The sequence below is a fragment of the Candidatus Palauibacter scopulicola genome, from assembly GCF_947581915.1.
In the GTDB taxonomy this organism is placed as follows: domain Bacteria; phylum Gemmatimonadota; class Gemmatimonadetes; order Palauibacterales; family Palauibacteraceae; genus Palauibacter; species Palauibacter scopulicola.
Map to the genome: position 1 here is coordinate 1 of NZ_CANPWG010000020.1, position 16803 is coordinate 16803.

The following is a 16803-nucleotide window of genomic DNA, read 5'->3' on the forward strand; positions in this document are numbered from 1 at the left end:
GGAAACGCAGATCGTGCAGTCCTGTATGTAGTTAGAAGATTTCCTGTCGGGATTCCGGCTGTCCCCAGTCCGCTGGATCATCGCGCATGAACTGGCTCACGTCCGGCGGCGCGATCATCTCGTACGCTGGCTCGAGTGGTTCGCGTGCACCGTGTTCTGGTGGAACCCGGTCGCGTGGTGGGCGAGACGCCGGCTCCGTGCCGCGGGAGAGGTGTGCTGCGACGCTCTCGTCGTGCGCGCCCTCGGCTGCGCCCCACGCGCCTACGCCCGGGCCCTCGTCCGGGCCATCGACGTCGTTCGCACGACGCCGACCCCTCCTCTGCCCGCATTCGCGAGCGCCGCCGACTGCGGCCACCGGACGCGACTGCTCGAAGGAAGACTCCGAAGGATCATCAGCCACGAGCCCGCGAGCCCTCTGTCCCCGCCGCTTCGCCTGGCTCTGCGCTGCGGCCTCACCCTCCTGCTGGCCTTCGGTCTCGTCCATTGCAGCGAGCAGGCCTCGCCGACTGCACTGGAAGTCCCTCGCATGGACGAGCCTCTCGGTGATCCGTCCAGGTCCGACAGCGGGGCACTCGGACGGGGACCTGTCGTCGATGCCGACACGGGTCGGCTTCAATGGAGCCTGTCCTCGGCGCCCGTGATCCGGGCTGAAGAGATCAGCTGGACTCATGAAGTGAGTCAGAGCGCCAGCGGCGAGGACGAGCCCCGCCTTCGGCGTCTGGTAGTGGTCGTCGGCTACGACGATGAAGTGGAAGGGCCGCTATCGGAGAACGACAGCTTTTGGGCTGTAGCCGAACGGGCCGAGAATCCTCCCGGCACAGGGGTCTTATTCGTCCAGCCCACCGAAGATCGCGGATGGAGGCTCCTGGACAGGCCTCCGGAAACGTCCGCGGGTCCATACCACCTCACGACGTTCGGGCCGATTCCGCCTGACGGGTGGGGACTGAGCATGCAAGCCGAACGCCGCTCGGCTCGCGGGGCCGAGAGATAGCCCGGATGGCGGACCGGGGGCCGCAGATCGCCATGCACGGCCGTCGCCGAATACTCCTCGGCCTCGCGACCCTCGCCCTTGCAGAGGTTCCCACCGCGGCCGCCCAGGAAGTGGTCGAACTGCCCGGGCGGGACCAGTGGATGGAAGCCGACTTCGCACACGTCTTCCGCGTCGGAGTTCCCGTTGGCGAGGAATGGGAGATGTTCGCGAACATCCCCAAGGTGGCCTTTGATGCCGATGGCAACCTCTACGTGTTCGATTCCGCAGGCCCTGGGTCGAGTGCGGATCTGCGCATCGTGGTCTTTGACTCCACGGGCGGGTTCCTTCGGCACTTCGGCTCCGCGGGTGAAGGACCGGGCGAATTCAGAAGCCCCGCTACCTACACCGTGTTGCGCGACGGAACCACGATCGTGGCTGACCTGGGACACCGGGCCTACCACCTCTTCGACGCTTCGGGTCAGTTCCTCCGCATGGTCCGCGGTGGGATGGGGACTCCACGCGGCAGCGAGAGTGGAGAGACCGTCTCGAGCGTTGGTGTGGCCGTCCTCCCGGAAATACACGCAGACCCCCGCGGCGGGGCGGTGTATTCGATGGAGGGACGGACGTGGCTCGTATCGAGCCTGGGCGGTTCGGCGTGGCCATCCGATTACCGCCCCATCGATCGACACGACATGGGCGGCGAGGAGGTCAGCACCGAAACGCTGGTCCGGGCCTGGCGGCCCGGGCGTGAGCCGAGGGACAATGTCCGCGCGTCGAACCTCCCAACAATAACCATCGCGAGTCCAGACGGCGGGTCGACGAGTCTTGCGGATGCCTTACGCGGCTCTGCCGCGCCTCCCGTTTTCGAACCGGAACTCTTGGCGGGCGTGCTGCCGACCGGCGGCATTGTGTACTCCGACTCTTCGACGTACGCGCTCCATGTAACCGCCGGGGACGGCGGCGCGCTGCTTCGGACGATCAGACGACCGTTCCGCCCCGAACGCGTGTCCCCGGGGATCGAAGCTGAGTTCAACCGGAACAGGGAGGCGGCGCTGCGGCGAAGCGCCGCGGGTGGGGGTTCCTACTCCTTCTCGCTCGGTGAACCCCGCTTCTACCCCGAAATCCCGGTGATTCAGGCGCTTTCCGCGACTTGGGAGGGACGGATCTGGGTCATGCGCCGAGGCGACGACGAGCCACTGGAAGACGGCCCCATCGATGTGTTGACTGCGGATGGCGAGTACGTCGGCACCTACCGGACCGGTGCGACGAAGTTGCCCGACGCCTTCGGCCCGAACGGACTGGCCGCGTTTATCGAGTTCGACGAGTTCGAAGTGGCGAGCGTCGAAGTACGAAGACTGCCGGCCGAGGTGAGGTGACGGGGTGGGGGGAGGCCGCCTGAGCAGCATCGCGGCCTCCATTTGAACGGGTTGCGGAGCGTAGCCCCGCGGCGGGAGGCTGTGCCGCGTCCTTGACGACTGCCGCCCCGCGCGAAGATCATCCGCGGGTTCGAGACCACGAGACTTCAGCCCCCGCAACCGCTTCCCATGTTTACGCCGGCTCGGAAAAAGCTGCTGTTGGCCGTGCTGGTGCTCTCCTTTGGAGTCCAGACGGGGCTGGTGTATTCGGATGTGCGCAGCGAGCCGCTGTCGCAGGCGGCGCGCGAAGGACGTGCGCTCTGGCAGGCGTATGCCTGTCAAACCTGTCACCAGTTCTACGGCCAGGGGGGATTCCTCGGGCCGGATCTGACGAACGCCGCGAGCCGGGTTGATTCGACCCGGCTCGTTTCTTTGTTGACGGTGGGGAGCGGGCAGATGCCGCCGCTCGGGTTCAGCGACGCGGAGTCGGCGGCGATGGCCGCCTTCCTGCGGGAGATGGACCGGCCGGAGATCGGCCGCGGCGAACTGCGGATGGGGACGCCGGGGGAGGGCGCCGGAGCGCAGGCGGCGTTCGAGCGGGCAGTCGAGGCGGCGCTCGGGGCCGGGGCGTCCGGCGGCGGGGGTGCGGCTGGCGGTGCGGGACCAGCTGGCGGGACGGGTCGGGACCTGGCCCAAGTCGCCGCCGGGTTCGAGGCGTATCGGATTCGGCCGTGCAGCGCGTGCCACTTTCCGTTCCGCGACTCGCCGGTGGGGGCGCCGGACCTGTCGCTCGTCGCCGGGTCGCTCGCGCCCGGGTCCGTCGCGGCGGACTCGCTCGACCGGGTGCTCGCGGAGGGCCGTCCCCTGCGGGGCATGCCGCCCCCGGTGCCGCCGCTCGACGACGCCGACCGCGCCGCGCTCACCGCGTTCCTCGAGTTCCTGAGCGCGAACCGCGAGCAACTGGAGGCGGCGACGCAGGCGCTGGCGGCGGGCCGACGCCTCGACTGGGGCGCGCTGCCGTGGTGGGAGTACCCGTGAAGCCCTTCACGGCCGGCCACCCCGCGCACCAGTTCGCCGTGCTGACCTTCATCCGCGGCGGGCTCATCGCGATCGCGATCACGCTCGTGGGCGGCATCCTCGCCGCGTTCTACTCGGTGCCGTCGCTCGCCCCGTGGTTCCAGCAAGTCGGCCTCGACCTGCGACAGTTGCGCCCGATCCACACGGTGTTCGCCTCGGCGTGGGTCTTCCTGGGCGGCGTCGCCGTCGTGTACCGCTTCCTCCAGGACGAGGGTCCGCCGACGCCGCGCGACCGCTGGCGCCTCCGGATCCAGGTCCTGACCTGGGCGGCCGCCGGCCTCGGGATCCTGCTGACGCTGGCCCTCGGCATCGGATCGGGCCGCGAGTACGTCGGCTTCCACCCCTTCTTCTCCCTCCTCATCCTCGCGGGCTGGATCTGCTACGCGTGGAACTTCTTCCGCCTCGCCGGGAAGCGGTTCTGGGAGCGGCCCGTCTACGTGACGATGTGGGGCGTGGGGATGCTCTTCTTCATCGTCACCTTCGTGGAACAGCACATGTGGCTGATCCCGGGGATCTTCGGCGATCCCGTGCAGGACATGCGGATCCAGTGGAAGGCGACGGGCACCCTCGTCGGCAGCTTCAACCTCTTCGTCTACGGCTCGGTGATCTACCTGGGCGAGCGGATCTCGGGGGATCCGGCGTACGGGCGCTCAACGACCGCGTACATGCTGTTCGCGGTGGGACTGCTCAACTCGTTCACGAACTTCGCGCACCACACCTATCATCTCCCGGGGAGGGAGTCGGTGAAGTGGATCGCCTTCGTCGTGAGCATGATGGAGATCATCGTGCTCGCGCGGGCCATGTTCGACCTGTGGCGGGCGCTCAGGACGCCGAGCGACCCGGCATTCTGTGCGGCCCGCGGCTCGTTCGCGGCGGCGAAGTGGTGGACGTGCGGGATCCTGTTCGGGGCGATCCTCATCTCCGTCCCGCCGCTGAACGCGGTGATTCACGGGACGTACGTCGTCACGGGACACGCGATGGGGGCGATGATCGGCATCGACACGATGATCCTGCTCGGGGCGGCGATCTGGATCCTGAGCGAGCACCTGCAGGCCCGCGAGGGCGAGGGCGCCTGGGACACGCTCCACACGCCGGCCATGCGCTGGAGTCTCATCGGACTGAACTTCTCGGTGGCGGCGCTCGTGCTCTGGCTGCACGTGGTGGGGACGGCGGTCGGCGTGACGCGGGCCGTGCACGCGCCCGGCGAGACCTACGTGCCGCCGGACTGGGTGTCCGCCTGGAGCGGGATCGGGTTCGCGGTCTTCGGCACGCTGTCGCTGGTCTTCTTCGTCTGGCTCCTCGCGCAGCTCCTGTCCCCCGCCTTCCGGTACTGGCGGGTGTCGGAGGAACGGGCATGACGGCATCGCGGGCCGGAAGCCCGCCGGGCGCGACGGGGGCGGAGCGTCCGCTGTGGACGCCGGATCCGGACTTCGCGGCGACGACGAACATGGCGCGGTTCACGCGCTACGCGAACGAGGCATGCGGGGCGGCGGCCGACTCCCCCGAGGCGCTGTGGCGCTGGTCGGTCCGCGAGCCGGAGGCGTTCTGGAACGCGGTGTGGGACTTCTGCGGCGTCATCGGCGAGCGGGGCGAGCGCGTGGTCGTCGACTTCGACCGCCTGCCCGGGGCCCGCTGGTACCCGGACGCGCGGCTGAACTACGCGGAGAACCTGCTGCGGCGCCGCGACCACGGGGCGGCGCTCCTCTTCCGGACCGAGGACCGCGTCCGCCGCGACCTCACCTGGGCCGAGCTCTACGACACGACCTCACGCCTCGCCCAGGCGCTGGACGCGCTCGGCATCGAGCCGGGCGATCGCGTGGCCGGCTACGTCCCGAACATGCCGGAGTCCAGCGTGTACATGCTCGCCTCGGCGAGCCTCGGGGCCACGATCTCGACCGCCTCGCCCGACTTCGGCGTGCAGGGAGTGCTCGACCGCTTCGGACAGATCGAACCGCGCGTCCTCCTCGCCGCCGACGGCTACTTCTGGCAGGGCAAACGGTACTCGAGCCTCGACCGTCTGCCGGAGATCGTGCGGCGCCTCCCCTCGGTGGAGCGCGTGATCATCGTCCCCCACACCGAACCGGCCCCGGACATCTCGGCGATCCCCCACGCCGTGAGCTTCGACGACTTCATCGGCCCGTGGAGCGCGCGGGAGATCGAGTTCCGGCGGCTCCCGTTCGACCATCCGCTCTACATCCTCTTCTCCTCGGGCACGACCGGCGTCCCGAAGTGCATCGTGCACGGGGCGGGCGGCATCCTCCTCACGCACCTGAAGGAGCATCGGCTGCACGCGGACATCCGGCCGGGCGACCGCGCCTTCTACTACACGACCTGCGGGTGGATGATGTGGAACTGGCTCTCGTCGGCGCTGGCGAGCGAGGCGACGGCGGTCCTCTACGACGGCTCGCCCTTCCATCCCGGCCCCCACGTCCTGTTCGACTACGCCGACGAGGTGCGCATGACCCAGCTCGGCGTGTCCGCGAAGTTCATCGACGCGCTCGGGAAGGCGGGGCTCCGGCCGCGGGAGACGCACGATCTCTCCTCGGTGCGGACGATGCTCTCCACCGGGTCCCCCCTCGTCCCGGAGGGGTTCGACTACGTGTACCGGGACGTGAAGCCCGACGTCCACCTCGCCTCGATTTCGGGCGGGACGGACCTGTGCGCGGGGTTCGTGGTCGGGCACCCGCTCCTTCCCGTGTGGCGGGGCGAGATCCAGGCGCCGTCGCTGGGCATGGACGTGGATGTGTGGGATGAAGAGGGGCGGTCGATGCCGGCGGGGAAGGGGGAACTCGTCTGCAAGTCGCCCTTCCCCTCGGTGCCGACGGGGTTCTGGGGAGACGACGACGGGAGCCGCTTCCACACGGCGTACTTCGACATGTATCCCAACGTGTGGCGACACGGCGACTGGATGGAGTGGACGGAGCACGGCGGCGCGGTGATCTACGGCCGCTCCGACGCGACGCTGAACGCGGGCGGAGTGCGGATCGGGACGGCGGAGATCTACCGGCTCGTGGACCGGCTGCCGGAGATTCTGGAGTCCATCGTCATCGGGCAGCCGTGCGAGAACGACACGCGCGTCGTCCTCTTCGTGCGGCTCGCGGAGGGCCGGAGCCTGGACGAGGATCTGGAGGCGCGGATCCGAGGGGAGATCCGGGAGAACGCCTCACCGCGGCACGTCCCGGCGCGGATACTGCAGGTGACGGACATCCCGCGCACGAAGAGCGCCAAGATCTCGGAACTCGCCGTGCGCGCCGTGGTACTGGGAGAGTCCGTGAAGAACGTCGAGGCCCTCGCCAACCCCGAGGCCCTCGAAGACTACCGCAACCGCCCCGAACTCCGGGAGTAGCAGGGCGACGCGGCCGCCGGATCAGCGCGACCCGTCCACCCATGGGTTGAACACTTCGATGCCAGTGTTCCGGAAATCCCGCTCGTTCCGTGTGACCAGAGTAAGACCGTGACGCGCGGCCACGCCCGCCAGCATCGCGTCCGGTAGGTGGTCGTCGAGCGGTTCGCCTCGCCGCCTCTTCGATTCCATGATGCGGGCGCAGGCTCGGGCGTCGCTGAGGCTCCAGTCGAGAACCCGTTCGCGGAAAAGGTCGTCCAGAAGGCCCTGGAACCGCTCGGCCAGATGTTCCCGCCGCCGACTGGCGTCCAAGCGGCCGATTCCGTTGAGGATCTCCCACACCGTGACGGACGCCAGACCGACTCCCTGGGCCCAGATCCCGTCGAGAAACCCGGCCACTCGCGGGTCGGGGGCCGGACGCATCATCTCGGAGACCACGTTCGTATCGATGAGCCAGCGGAAGGGTCGCCTCACGCTTCGCCCCCGTCCTCATCCTCAAACACGAACGGCCTGTATCCGTGGCGAGAAGGCTCGGGCAGTTTCACCCCGTACTCCGGCCCGAAGTACCTCTCGAAGACTTGCGAAGGTCTCGTCTCGTCGGCGGTCTTCTCCCGCTTCTCGCGAATCAGGCGGCGAACGAACTCCTCCATTGAGATGCCGGTGTAGCGGGCCTCCCGGCGGAGCCAGGCCTTGTCGCCCGGATCGATGTCCCGGACGGTAATCGTGTTCCCCATGCGCTCCGCTCCACTCCTCGGAAACCAGTCGTCGGCAAACGGACATTAGTGCTAGCAGTCGGCGCTTGCAAGCATCGACTGCGCATCCGAATTCGCCGGTGGGTGCCGCATTTACAGGCTGTGGCCGATCCACCGCCGGAGGGGGCGTGCTACATTGCTCGCATGACACTTTCGACTGCCGGTTCCCCGGCTTTTTCCCTCGGGGGGAGAGCCGCGGTTGCGCTCCTCCTCGGACTTCTCGCCTTGCCGGGGTGCGGCGAGTCGGGGCTGGGGCCGGATGTTCCGGACAACAACGTGGTTCTGGAGGGCAACGGCGACTGGGGGGACGATCCCTACGTCGCGAACTCGGCCTCGGTGGACGGACACGGGTTGACCGTCGAGGTGGGGTACTCGGGCGGTTGCCGCAGGCACATCTTCACCCTGGTGATCTCGGAGACGTTCCTGGAATCGGATCCGGTGCAGCTTCCGGCGGAACTCGTCCACGAGGCGAACGGCGATGCCTGCGAGCGCTGGGTGACCGACACCCGCGTCTTCGACCTCGACCTGGTCAGGACGCGGTACCAGCAGTTCTACGGACCCGGACCCGGCACGGTCGTGCTGCGAGTCGAGGGCCTGTCGGAGGGGGACCTCGTGTACGAGTTCGCCGGTTAGCATGGCGGTGCGATGGCGGTGCGGATGAGACCGGAATCTGCCGGGCCGTACGTGGCGCAGGGCGTCGCGCTCGCGGCGGCCGGGGTGGTGGGCGGTTTTTTCGCGGCGGGAGGGTGTGTGGCGCAGGAGACGCAGGGGACAGCGGTTTCGGCGGGGGGCGGGATCACGGCGGTCGAGGGGCTCTCGCTGGGGCACTTCACGCTGGAGGAGCGGCCCACGGGCTGTACGGTCATCCTCGCCGAGGACGGCGCCGTGGCCGGCGTCGACGTGCGGGGCGGGGCGCCGGGGACGCGGGAGATCGCCCTCCTCGATCCGGTGAACAGCGTGCAGGAAGCCCACGCCATCGTGCTCTCGGGCGGGAGCGCGTTCGGGCTCGACGCGGCGTCGGGCGTGGTCCGGTATCTCGAGGAGCGCGGGATCGGGTATCGGGCCGGGGATCACGTCGTCCCGATCGTCGCGGCGGCGATCCTGTTCGATCTCGGCGTCGGCGGCGGGTCCGTTCGGCCGGGGCCGGAGTGCGGTTACGAAGCCGCCCGGGCGGCGAGTACGGCCGCGCCCGTCGAGGGCAGCGTCGGCGCGGGGGCCGGGGCGACGGTCGGGAAGCTCCGCGGCCGCGGCCGCGCGATGAAGGGCGGGATCGGCACCGCCTCGATTACCCTCGAGGACGGCCTCACCGTGGCCGCGGTCGTGGCGGTCAATTCGGTCGGCGACGTGATCGATCCGGCCACGGGGGAGGTCGTGGCCGGTGTCCGCACCGAGGACGGGACGGGCTTCGCGGACGCCCGCGCGCTGCTCCGGGAGGGCGAGGCGCGGCCGCCCGCCGACGCGCCGGCCGGTGACGCTTCCGTCGAGAACACGACCATCGGCGTCGTGGCGACGAACGCGACACTCACGAAGGCCGAGATCACGAAGGTCGCGCAGATGGCGCACGACGGCCTCGCCCGGGCCGTCTACCCGGCCCACACCCCGAGCGACGGCGACACCCTGTTCGGCCTCGCGACCGGCACGCACACGGACGACGCCGGCCTGGCGCGGATCGGCGCGCTCGCCGCGGACATGGTCGCCGAAGCGATCCTGCGCGCCGTCCGCACGGCCACCGGCCTCCCCGGCCTCCCCTCGGTGGCAGATCTGGAGGGCACCGGCGGCTGATCGTTGGAGCGGCCGATCAACCGCGGCTATTCTTCTCGTATGAAACCGACGACCCCCCGCTCTCCAGACTCCGAATCCAAACGGCCCGAGCGGTCGGTGCCAGCGCCCTTCCGCCTGGTGACTGTGCGCGCCACGCCCCGTCCGGGCGTCGATCTGGATCGGCCGAGGGCGCTTGAGCTTGAAGACGATCAGGCCCGGTTCGGACGCGGATGACGCTCCGTAGTCCCTCTCGGACGCGGCCGTCTTGAACGCGGCCCGGTAAGCTTGCCGTGATCGCGTGAACGCCGGCCTGTGGGTGCTCCTCGCGTATGCCGCGGGGCTCGTTGCGTTGGGGGCGTGGATCGGGCGGCGAGTCGGCCGGGCGGGGAGTTTTTTCGTGGCGGACCGCAAGCTCGGGCCGGTGCTGCTCTTCGCCACGGTGCTCGCCGCCAACCTCGGGGCGGGCACGACCGTTGGCGCGGCGGGGCTCGGCTATCGCGACGGGCTCAGCGCGTGGTGGTGGGTCGGCTCGGCCGGCATCGGGACGATCCTGCTCGCCCTCTGGGTCGGGCCGCGCATCTGGAAGGTGGCCGCGCGTCACGGGCTCCTCACCATGGGCGACTACCTGGACCTGCGGTACGGCCGCTCGGTGCGGCTGCTGATCGCCGTCCTGCTCTGGTTCGCCACCCTCACCATCGTGTCCGGCCAGCTCATCGCCATGGCCGAGATCGTCTCGGTTGTCGCCGGCACCCCGCGCTGGATCGGCGCGCTCCTGGGAGGGATCGTCGTCATCGTCTACTTCAGCGCCGGCGGCCTCGTGGCGTCGGCCTGGGTCAACCTCGTCCAGCTCGTCGTGCTGCTCGCCGGGTTCGCGGTCGCGATCCCGTGGGCGCTGGCCGACGTCGGCGGCTGGGCTGCCATCGAGGCCACCGCCGCGCGCACATCGCCGGATTACCTGAATCTGTGGCAGGGCGGGGGGTCGGGGTGGGTCTACATCGCCCTCCTCGCGCCCGCCTTCATTATCTCGCCTGGGCTCGTACAGAAGGCCTATGGAGCGACGGGTCCCCGGGCGATCCGGATCGGACTCCTCGCCGCCGGCGTCGGGCTCGTCCTGTTCGCCTTCGCGCCGACGCTGCTCGGCATGATCGCCCGCGTGTACGATCCCGCCCTCGCGAGCCGCGAGCAGGCGCTGCCCATGCTCCTCGCCACCGCACTGCCGCCCGCGCTGGGGCTGCTCGGTCTCGCCGCCGTGTTCTCGGCCGAGGTGAGTTCGGCCGACGCCGGGCTGTTCATGCTCTCCACGTCCCTCTCGAAGGATCTCTACAAGGGATCGCTGAGACCCGAGGCGACGAGCCAGCAGGTGCTGCGGGTGGCGCGGGGCGCCGCGATCGCCGGGGGGACGCTGGGCGTGTTGCTTGCACTCTGGCTCGAGAGCGTGATCGCCTCGCTCACGATCTTCTACTCGATCCTGAGCGTGAGCCTGTTCGTCCCGGTGGCCGCCGGCCTGCACTCACGGCGCGCCGGCGTGCCCGAGGCCCTCGCAGCCATCGGCGCCGGCCTCGCCGCGCTGGGCGCCGTGCACATCTTCGCCCCCGCCGACGCGCCGGCCCTGCTTGACCGCACGCTCATCGGCCTCATCGTCTCCGCCGCAGCCTTCGCCCTCGCGGTGCTGGCCCGCGCGCACCTCCGGCGGAACTAGCGAGTGTCGAGGTCAGCGAGGGGGGGCGGGCATCCGCCCCCCGCGGTGGACCTTGGACGGAGCGATCAATCGCGGCCGCATGGTGACGGACAACGCTTGCGGTGAGGTTCACATCCAATCTGTGGCTCATTGCGGTTTGCCCCGACTCGGCACCTTCGATTTGCAGGAGAAGTCCTCGATGAACGCGAGCAGATTCACCCCGATCCACTCGTCCCTTCTGATGGCCGTCCTGGCCGCCCCCCCCATTCTCCTCGCTCAGGAAATTGTCGAGGTCACGGGCCGGGATCGGCCCATGGACCCCGCGTTCGAGGAGGTCTACCGGGTCGGCGTCTTCGAAGGCGAGTCCTGGGAGATGTTCGCCTCGGTTGGCCACGTCGCATTCGACGTGGAGGGCAACCTGTACATCTTTGACGGGACGACCGGTCCGGTGCTCTCCGGGGGGATGCGCCTGATGCGTGGCGGCGAGGTGAGGGTCATCGTCTTCGACGCGGCGGGTCGATTCCTAACGGAATTCGGGTCTTCCGGCGGAGGTCCCGGCGAGTTCAACCAGCCGATGGGCTACGCGGTGCTGAGGGACGGTACCGTGGTGGTGAGCGATGTGGGCCACCGCGCCTATCAGCTCTTCGACTCCTCCGGAGAGTTTCTCCGCATGGTCAGGGCGGGCGACGGGTCCGATGTCGTGGCGATCCCGGCCCACGACATTCAGCCGGATCCTCGCGGTGGAGCCGTCTTTGCCCGAGGGGGCGGCCGCGCCATCGTTATGGGCGCGGGAGGTGCGGCCGCTCCGCCCACTTCCCGTCCAGTCCTGCGGGTCGTCCTCGACGGCGGGGCCGCGAGCGCCGACACGGTGGCGGAGGGATGGCTGCCCCAACAAACCGACCTTGAGGATCTCGCGACGGGCGCGGTGCCCGCCGAGCTTCGGGCCGCTCTCCGCGGGATGACCATGCCCACGGTGTTCGAGCCCCGGCTTCTCCTGGGCGTCCTTTCCGATGGTGGCATCGTTCACTCGGACTCCTCGGCGTACGCGCTGAAGGTCACGCCGCCGGGCGCGCGGAATGTCACGCGAATTATCCGGCGGCCCTTCGATGCCGAGCCCGTGACAGACGCGGTCCGGGAGGCATATGAGGAGGTGACGGCAACTGCCCGGCGCGAACTTGGAGGAACCGGTTCAAGACGCCTCATGCTGGTCGGGGCCGCCGAAGGGAACAACCCTCGACCGGAGGCCACGTTCGATCTGGAGGACCGTTTCTACCACGAGATTCCCGTGCTGCGGGACCTGGCAACCACGTGGGAGGGTCGCATTTGGGTGCAGCGCAGCGGCGAGGAAGCGGATAGCGACGGCCCCATCGATGTCTTGACGGCGGAGGGGGTGTATGTCGGCACGTATGCGACCGGCGCGACCGTGATGCCGGACGCCTTCGGCCCGGACGGACTGGCGGCGTTCATCGAGTCGGACGAATTCGATGTGGCCAGAGTGGTGGTGCGGAAGCTGCCGACCCCGGTTCGCTGAGCCCCCGAGGCGGAACTGACCGCGTCGGGCGGACGGGACTAAAGAGCGGCCAGTTCCAGCGCCAACTCGCGCAGTCCGATGACCTCGACTCCGCCTCTCACGGGATAGCGGTCGTCGCCGCCGTACACGACGAAGGCCCTGTCGGCCTTTACGTCCTCGAGTGCGATGCGGAACCCTTTTCCCATCCGTGGCGCGAGTCCGCGCTTGATCTCGATGGCCCACCTTCGGGGGCCCGGCACTTCCAGGATCAGGTCGATCTCCACGCCGGTGGCCGTTCGGTAGAAGCCCGGTGGAGTAAGCCGGTCCGGCGCTGCCCGGATCAGGGTCTCGATCGCGAAGCCCTCCCAACTGGGGCCCGCGACGGGGTGGCCGAGCAGGTAGTCCAGGTCCGGGATTCCGAGTAGCGCGTGCAGGACCCCGCTGTCCCGCAGGTAGAGGCGCGGTGATTTGGCGAGCCGCTTGCGGACGTTCACGTGGATCGGCTGCAGTCGGCGTACCAGGAGGAGATCGACCAGCAGATCCGCGTAGCGCGCGACCGTCTTCCCGTCCACGCCCAGACTCCGGGCGAAGGTGGACGCGTTCCACAGTCCGCCCTGGGAGTGCGCGAGCATGGTCCAGAAGCGGCGCAGCGTTTCGGCCGGGATGCGCGGTCCCAGTTGAGGGATGTCGCGCTCGAGATAGGTCCGAATGAAGTTCTCCCGCCACAGCGCGCTCGCCTCGTCCGACGGTGCGAGAAAACTCGGCGGGAAGCCGCCTCGGTTCCACAAGCGCAGAAGTCGGTCCGCCTCGACCTCGCGAACATCCAGGGGACCGAGTTCCAGGTACCCGATACGGCCCGCGAGGCTCTCTCCAGACTGGCGTAGCAGTTCGAGCGAGGCGGATCCGAGGATGAGGAATTGTCCGGCCTGCTCACCCCCCCAGATCCTCCGGTCGATGATCCCGCGCAGTTCACGGAACAACTCGGGCGCTCGCTGAATCTCGTCCAGTACGACGAGTCGGTCCTTCACTCCCTTGAGATAACCCGATCCCTCGGCCAGCCGTGCGAGATCCGCGGGATTCTCCAGATCCAGGTACAGACCGCCGGCCACCCGGCCGGGCTCCCCGTGGGCGCCCTCCTCCCGGGAATCCGCGATAGCTCGCGCCAACGTCGTCTTCCCGACCTGGCGCGGACCGAGGAGTCCGACCGCCGGAAAGAGCGAGAGGTGCTCTTCCACCTGCGGCCCCAGCAACCGGGGGATCATCGCACTGTTCATGCTTGGATTTTAGGAATGCAATACCGAATTTACAAGGTTCGATGATCGCGCGAGGCTTCGCCCGGACACGGAACGACGGGGGCCGGGCGGGGTGGCGCTTGCCTCGGAAGGTGGGACGGGGAGAGCATAGCAGCACCGTGTGATCGAGGGGCAACGCTGAGGGGAGCGGCCGAATGCGAAGGCCAGTGGCTGGGCGGAGCAGTTGATGCGACGCGGGATCGCGCTGCGCCGCCTCGTGATCGGCGTCGTCGGGGGCCTGGGCGCCCTGGGGGCCATCGCCGCGGCGGACTGCGGGGGCGGGGGGCAGCGGACGCTCTCGATCGCGACCGGGAATACGAACGGGCTCTACTACCCGCTCGGGGGCGGGCTCGCCTCCATCTGGTCGCGGCACGTGGACGGCGTGAACATGAAGGCCGAGACGACGGCCGGCTCCGTGACGAACCTCATCCAGGTCGCCAAGGGGGAGAGCGAGGTCGGCTTCACCCAGGCCGACGCGCTCGCCGCGGCGCTGGCCGGCAGCGGGCGCTTCCCGGAGCCCATGCCGCTCGCCTCCCTGGGGAAGCTCTATCCCAACGTCGTTCACCTCGTGACGACCCGGAACACGGGGATCGAATCGGTACACGATCTCCGCGGGCGCCGCGTGTCCGTCGGCCCGCCGGGGTCGGGGAACGCGGTCACCGCCTGGAACGTGCTCGAGGCGATGGGGATCGGGGAGTCCGACTTCACCGTGCGGCAGCTCAACTACGCGCAGATGTCGAACGGGCTCAAGGACGGGACGCTGGATGCCGGATTCATCGCGGGCGGCCTCGGGATGCCCGCCGTGGTCGAGATCGGCGTCTCGCGGGACATGGTCCTCGTTCCCTTCTCGGAGGATGAGATCGCGACGATCGTCCGGTCGGAGCCCGCCTACAGCGGCTTCCGTGTGCCACCCGGCGTCTACCGCGGCGTCGACGAGCCGGTGCTCACGCCGACGCTCTGGAACCTGGTCGTCGTCCACCGCGCGATGGAGGACGGGCTCGCCTACGACCTCACGCGGACGATGCTGGAACGCCGCGAGGATCTCGAGAACATCTCCGGCGTGGCGAGCTTCATCACGCCGCCCTCGGCGCGTGACGTGGGCGACTTCCCGCTCCACCCCGGCGCCCTGCGCTACTTCGACGAGATTCTGGCGCGTTGACGGCCCGGCCGCCGTGGCGGCGCATCCTCTTCGCCCTCGCGGTGGGGCTCTCCCTCTTCCAGCTCTGGCAGAGCACGACCGGCACGCTCTCGGCCACGCTCGGCCGGCCGATCCACCTCGCCTGGGTCGTCGTCCTCACCTTTCTCGCCAAGCCCTCGTGGACGGGGGAGGGCCCCGCGCCCCGCTGGTGCCTGTGGCTCGATGCGGCCCTGGCGCTGGTCGCCCTCTACTGCGGGTGGGTCATCGTGGGCTTCGACTACCGCGGGGTCGACCACATCCTGTACGGGCTCACGACGCACGACCTGATCGCGGGCCTCGTGTTCGTCATCCTCCTCTTCGAGGCGACGCGCCGCGCCGTGGGCTGGGTGATGGTCGCCGTGGGCCTCGTCTTCCTACTCTACGCGGGGTTCGGGGATCTGCTGCCGGACGTGATCGCGAATCGCGGCTTCACGCTGGAGCGCATCCTCCGCTTCCAGATCTTCACGGGGTCGGGCCTGTTCGGGACGCCGCTGGGGATCGCGGCGGGGACCGTGTTCATCTTCGTGCTCTTCGGCGCCTTCCTCGAGGTGACGGGGGCGGGGCGCTTCTTCATCGACCTAGCCTTCGCCGCCGCGGGCCGGTTCCGGGGCGGGCCGGCCAAGGCGAGCGTCATCGCCTCCGCGGCCATGGGGTCGATCTCGGGCTCGGCGATCGCGAACACGGTGACGACGGGCGCGCTCACGATCCCGATGATGAAGAAGCTCGGCTACCGTCCGGAACAGGCGGGCGGGATCGAGGCGGCCGCGTCCACCGGAGGCCAGATCATGCCGCCGATCATGGGCGCCGGCGCGTTCATCATGGCGGACTTCACGAACACGCCGTACCGGGAGATCGTGGCGCTCTCCATCGCGCCCGCGATCCTCTACTTCGGGTGCACGCTCCTCTTCGTCCACCTCATGGCCCTGAAACTGGGACTTCGGGGGATGAAGAACCCGCCGCCGGTGCGGCGCACGCTGCGCGAGGGCGTCCACTTCCTGCTTCCGCTCGGGCTCGTGGTGGCGCTCCTCCTCCTCAACTATTCACCGCCGCTCGTCGGGGCCGTGGGGTGCCTCGCGGTCGTCGTCACGGGGATGGCGCGGAAGCGGACGCGGGTCGGCTGGCGCACGATCCTGGAGGGGCTGCGGACCGGGGCCGTCCTGGCGCTGCCGATCTCGCTGGCGTGCGCCACGGCCGGGATCGTCGTGGGCGTGATCGGCCAGACCGGGATCGGCCTCCAGTTCACGGAGTCCGTCGTCCAGGCGGCGGGCGGGCTGCTCTGGCTCGCGCTCATCTTCATCGCGATCGCGGCGCTTGTCCTCGGGATGGGACTGCCCGTGACCGCGGCCTACATCGTGATCTCGGTCATGGCGGCGCCCGCGCTCGAGGGACTCGGCCTCTCCCTCCTCGTCGCGCACATGATCATCTTCTGGCTCTCGCAGACGTCGAACGTGACGCCGCCCATCGCGCTCGCCGCCTTCGCGGGGGCGGGGGTAGCGGGTTCCGCGCCCATGCGGACGGCGACCCAAGCCGTGAAGCTCTCGCTCGGCTTCTTCATCGTGCCCGCGATGATGGCCTACTCGGCGCTGATCCTCGTGGACGGCACCGCCGTGACGGACTTCGTCTTCGCCATCGTCTGCACCGTGGCGCTCATCTCGGTCGCGGCGTACGCGATCGAAGGGTTCGCGCTGGCCGCGTGCGGCGCCGCAGAACGCGCCCTGTTCGGGCTCGCGGGCGCCCTCATCCTCGTCCCGAACGCCGCGGCCCGGATCGCCGGCGTCCTGCTGGGCGCCGCCGTGTTCGCCTTCCACGCCCGGACGGGATCCCAAGAGAATCGCTTACATGGCCAAAAGACCGTTTAGAAATCGCCTGTTGCCTGAAAAAACGCTTA

The 16803-nt window shown here is 69.4% G+C and carries 13 protein-coding genes; 10 read left to right on the forward strand and 3 right to left on the reverse strand.

The annotated features are described in order from the left end of the window. Window positions 1-996: 996 nt before the first annotated feature. The 4 genes from RN743_RS03905 (at window position 997) to RN743_RS03920 (ending at window position 6748) form a co-directional block, all read left to right on the forward strand. Window positions 997-2346, forward strand: a complete 1350-nt coding sequence (locus RN743_RS03905; RefSeq protein WP_310776454.1) for a 6-bladed beta-propeller — start codon at window positions 997-999, stop codon at window positions 2344-2346. Between the two features lie 204 nt (window positions 2347-2550). Next, window positions 2551-3363: a c-type cytochrome gene (locus tag RN743_RS03910; protein WP_310776502.1), complete on the forward strand. Its 813-nt coding sequence runs from the start codon at window positions 2551-2553 to the stop codon at window positions 3361-3363. Continuing rightward, entirely contained in the window at window positions 3360-4760 is a 1401-nt protein-coding gene (locus RN743_RS03915) for a cbb3-type cytochrome c oxidase subunit I (protein WP_310776456.1), read from the forward strand. Before RN743_RS03910 ends, RN743_RS03915 begins: the two co-directional genes overlap by 4 nt. Then, window positions 4757-6748 carry an acetoacetate--CoA ligase gene (locus tag RN743_RS03920; RefSeq protein ID WP_310776458.1) on the forward strand — a complete coding sequence of 664 codons (1992 nt, stop codon included), beginning with the start codon at window positions 4757-4759 and terminating at the stop codon, window positions 6746-6748. The genes RN743_RS03915 and RN743_RS03920 overlap by 4 nt, the downstream gene beginning before the upstream one ends. 21 nt (window positions 6749-6769) lie before the next feature. Here RN743_RS03920 and RN743_RS03925 read toward each other — a convergent pair whose 3' ends face one another. Further along, window positions 6770-7219 carry a type II toxin-antitoxin system VapC family toxin gene (locus RN743_RS03925; RefSeq protein WP_310776460.1) on the reverse strand — a complete coding sequence of 150 codons (450 nt, stop codon included), beginning with the start codon at window positions 7217-7219 and terminating at the stop codon, window positions 6770-6772. After that, window positions 7216-7479 (reverse strand): hypothetical protein, encoded by a 264-nt coding sequence (locus RN743_RS03930; RefSeq protein ID WP_310776462.1) that lies wholly within the window; start codon window positions 7477-7479, stop codon window positions 7216-7218. The genes RN743_RS03925 and RN743_RS03930 overlap by 4 nt, the downstream gene beginning before the upstream one ends. Before the next feature lie 243 nt (window positions 7480-7722). On the opposite strand from RN743_RS03930, the gene RN743_RS03935 reads away from it, so the two are divergent. The 4 genes from RN743_RS03935 (at window position 7723) to RN743_RS03950 (ending at window position 12467) form a co-directional block, all read left to right on the forward strand. Then, window positions 7723-8130 carry a hypothetical protein gene (locus RN743_RS03935; protein ID WP_310776464.1) on the forward strand — a complete coding sequence of 136 codons (408 nt, stop codon included), beginning with the start codon at window positions 7723-7725 and terminating at the stop codon, window positions 8128-8130. Between the two features lie 24 nt (window positions 8131-8154). Further along, the gene (locus RN743_RS03940) at window positions 8155-9279 is read left to right on the forward strand and encodes a P1 family peptidase (RefSeq protein WP_310776466.1); all 1125 of its coding nucleotides are present in this window, start codon (window positions 8155-8157) and stop codon (window positions 9277-9279) included. Between the two features lie 277 nt (window positions 9280-9556). Further along, the gene (locus RN743_RS03945; protein WP_310776468.1) at window positions 9557-10957 is read left to right on the forward strand and encodes a sodium:solute symporter family protein; all 1401 of its coding nucleotides are present in this window, start codon (window positions 9557-9559) and stop codon (window positions 10955-10957) included. Between the two features lie 178 nt (window positions 10958-11135). Continuing rightward, entirely contained in the window at window positions 11136-12467 is a 1332-nt protein-coding gene (locus RN743_RS03950) for a hypothetical protein (RefSeq protein ID WP_310776470.1), read from the forward strand. A gap of 38 nt (window positions 12468-12505) precedes the next feature. Here the strand turns inward: RN743_RS03950 and RN743_RS03955 are convergent, their stop codons facing one another. Beyond that, a complete protein-coding gene (locus tag RN743_RS03955) occupies window positions 12506-13708 on the reverse strand; it encodes an ATP-binding protein (RefSeq protein ID WP_343218983.1) in 1203 nt (400 codons plus the stop codon). A 217-nt stretch (window positions 13709-13925) separates the two neighbouring features. On the opposite strand from RN743_RS03955, the gene RN743_RS03960 reads away from it, so the two are divergent. Together RN743_RS03960 and RN743_RS03965 are read left to right on the forward strand one after the other, a co-directional pair. Further along, window positions 13926-14897 carry a TAXI family TRAP transporter solute-binding subunit gene (locus RN743_RS03960; RefSeq protein WP_310776474.1) on the forward strand — a complete coding sequence of 324 codons (972 nt, stop codon included), beginning with the start codon at window positions 13926-13928 and terminating at the stop codon, window positions 14895-14897. Beyond that, the gene (locus RN743_RS03965) at window positions 14894-16774 is read left to right on the forward strand and encodes a TRAP transporter fused permease subunit (RefSeq protein ID WP_310776476.1); all 1881 of its coding nucleotides are present in this window, start codon (window positions 14894-14896) and stop codon (window positions 16772-16774) included. Before RN743_RS03960 ends, RN743_RS03965 begins: the two co-directional genes overlap by 4 nt. The last annotated feature ends 29 nt before the right edge of the window (window positions 16775-16803 follow it).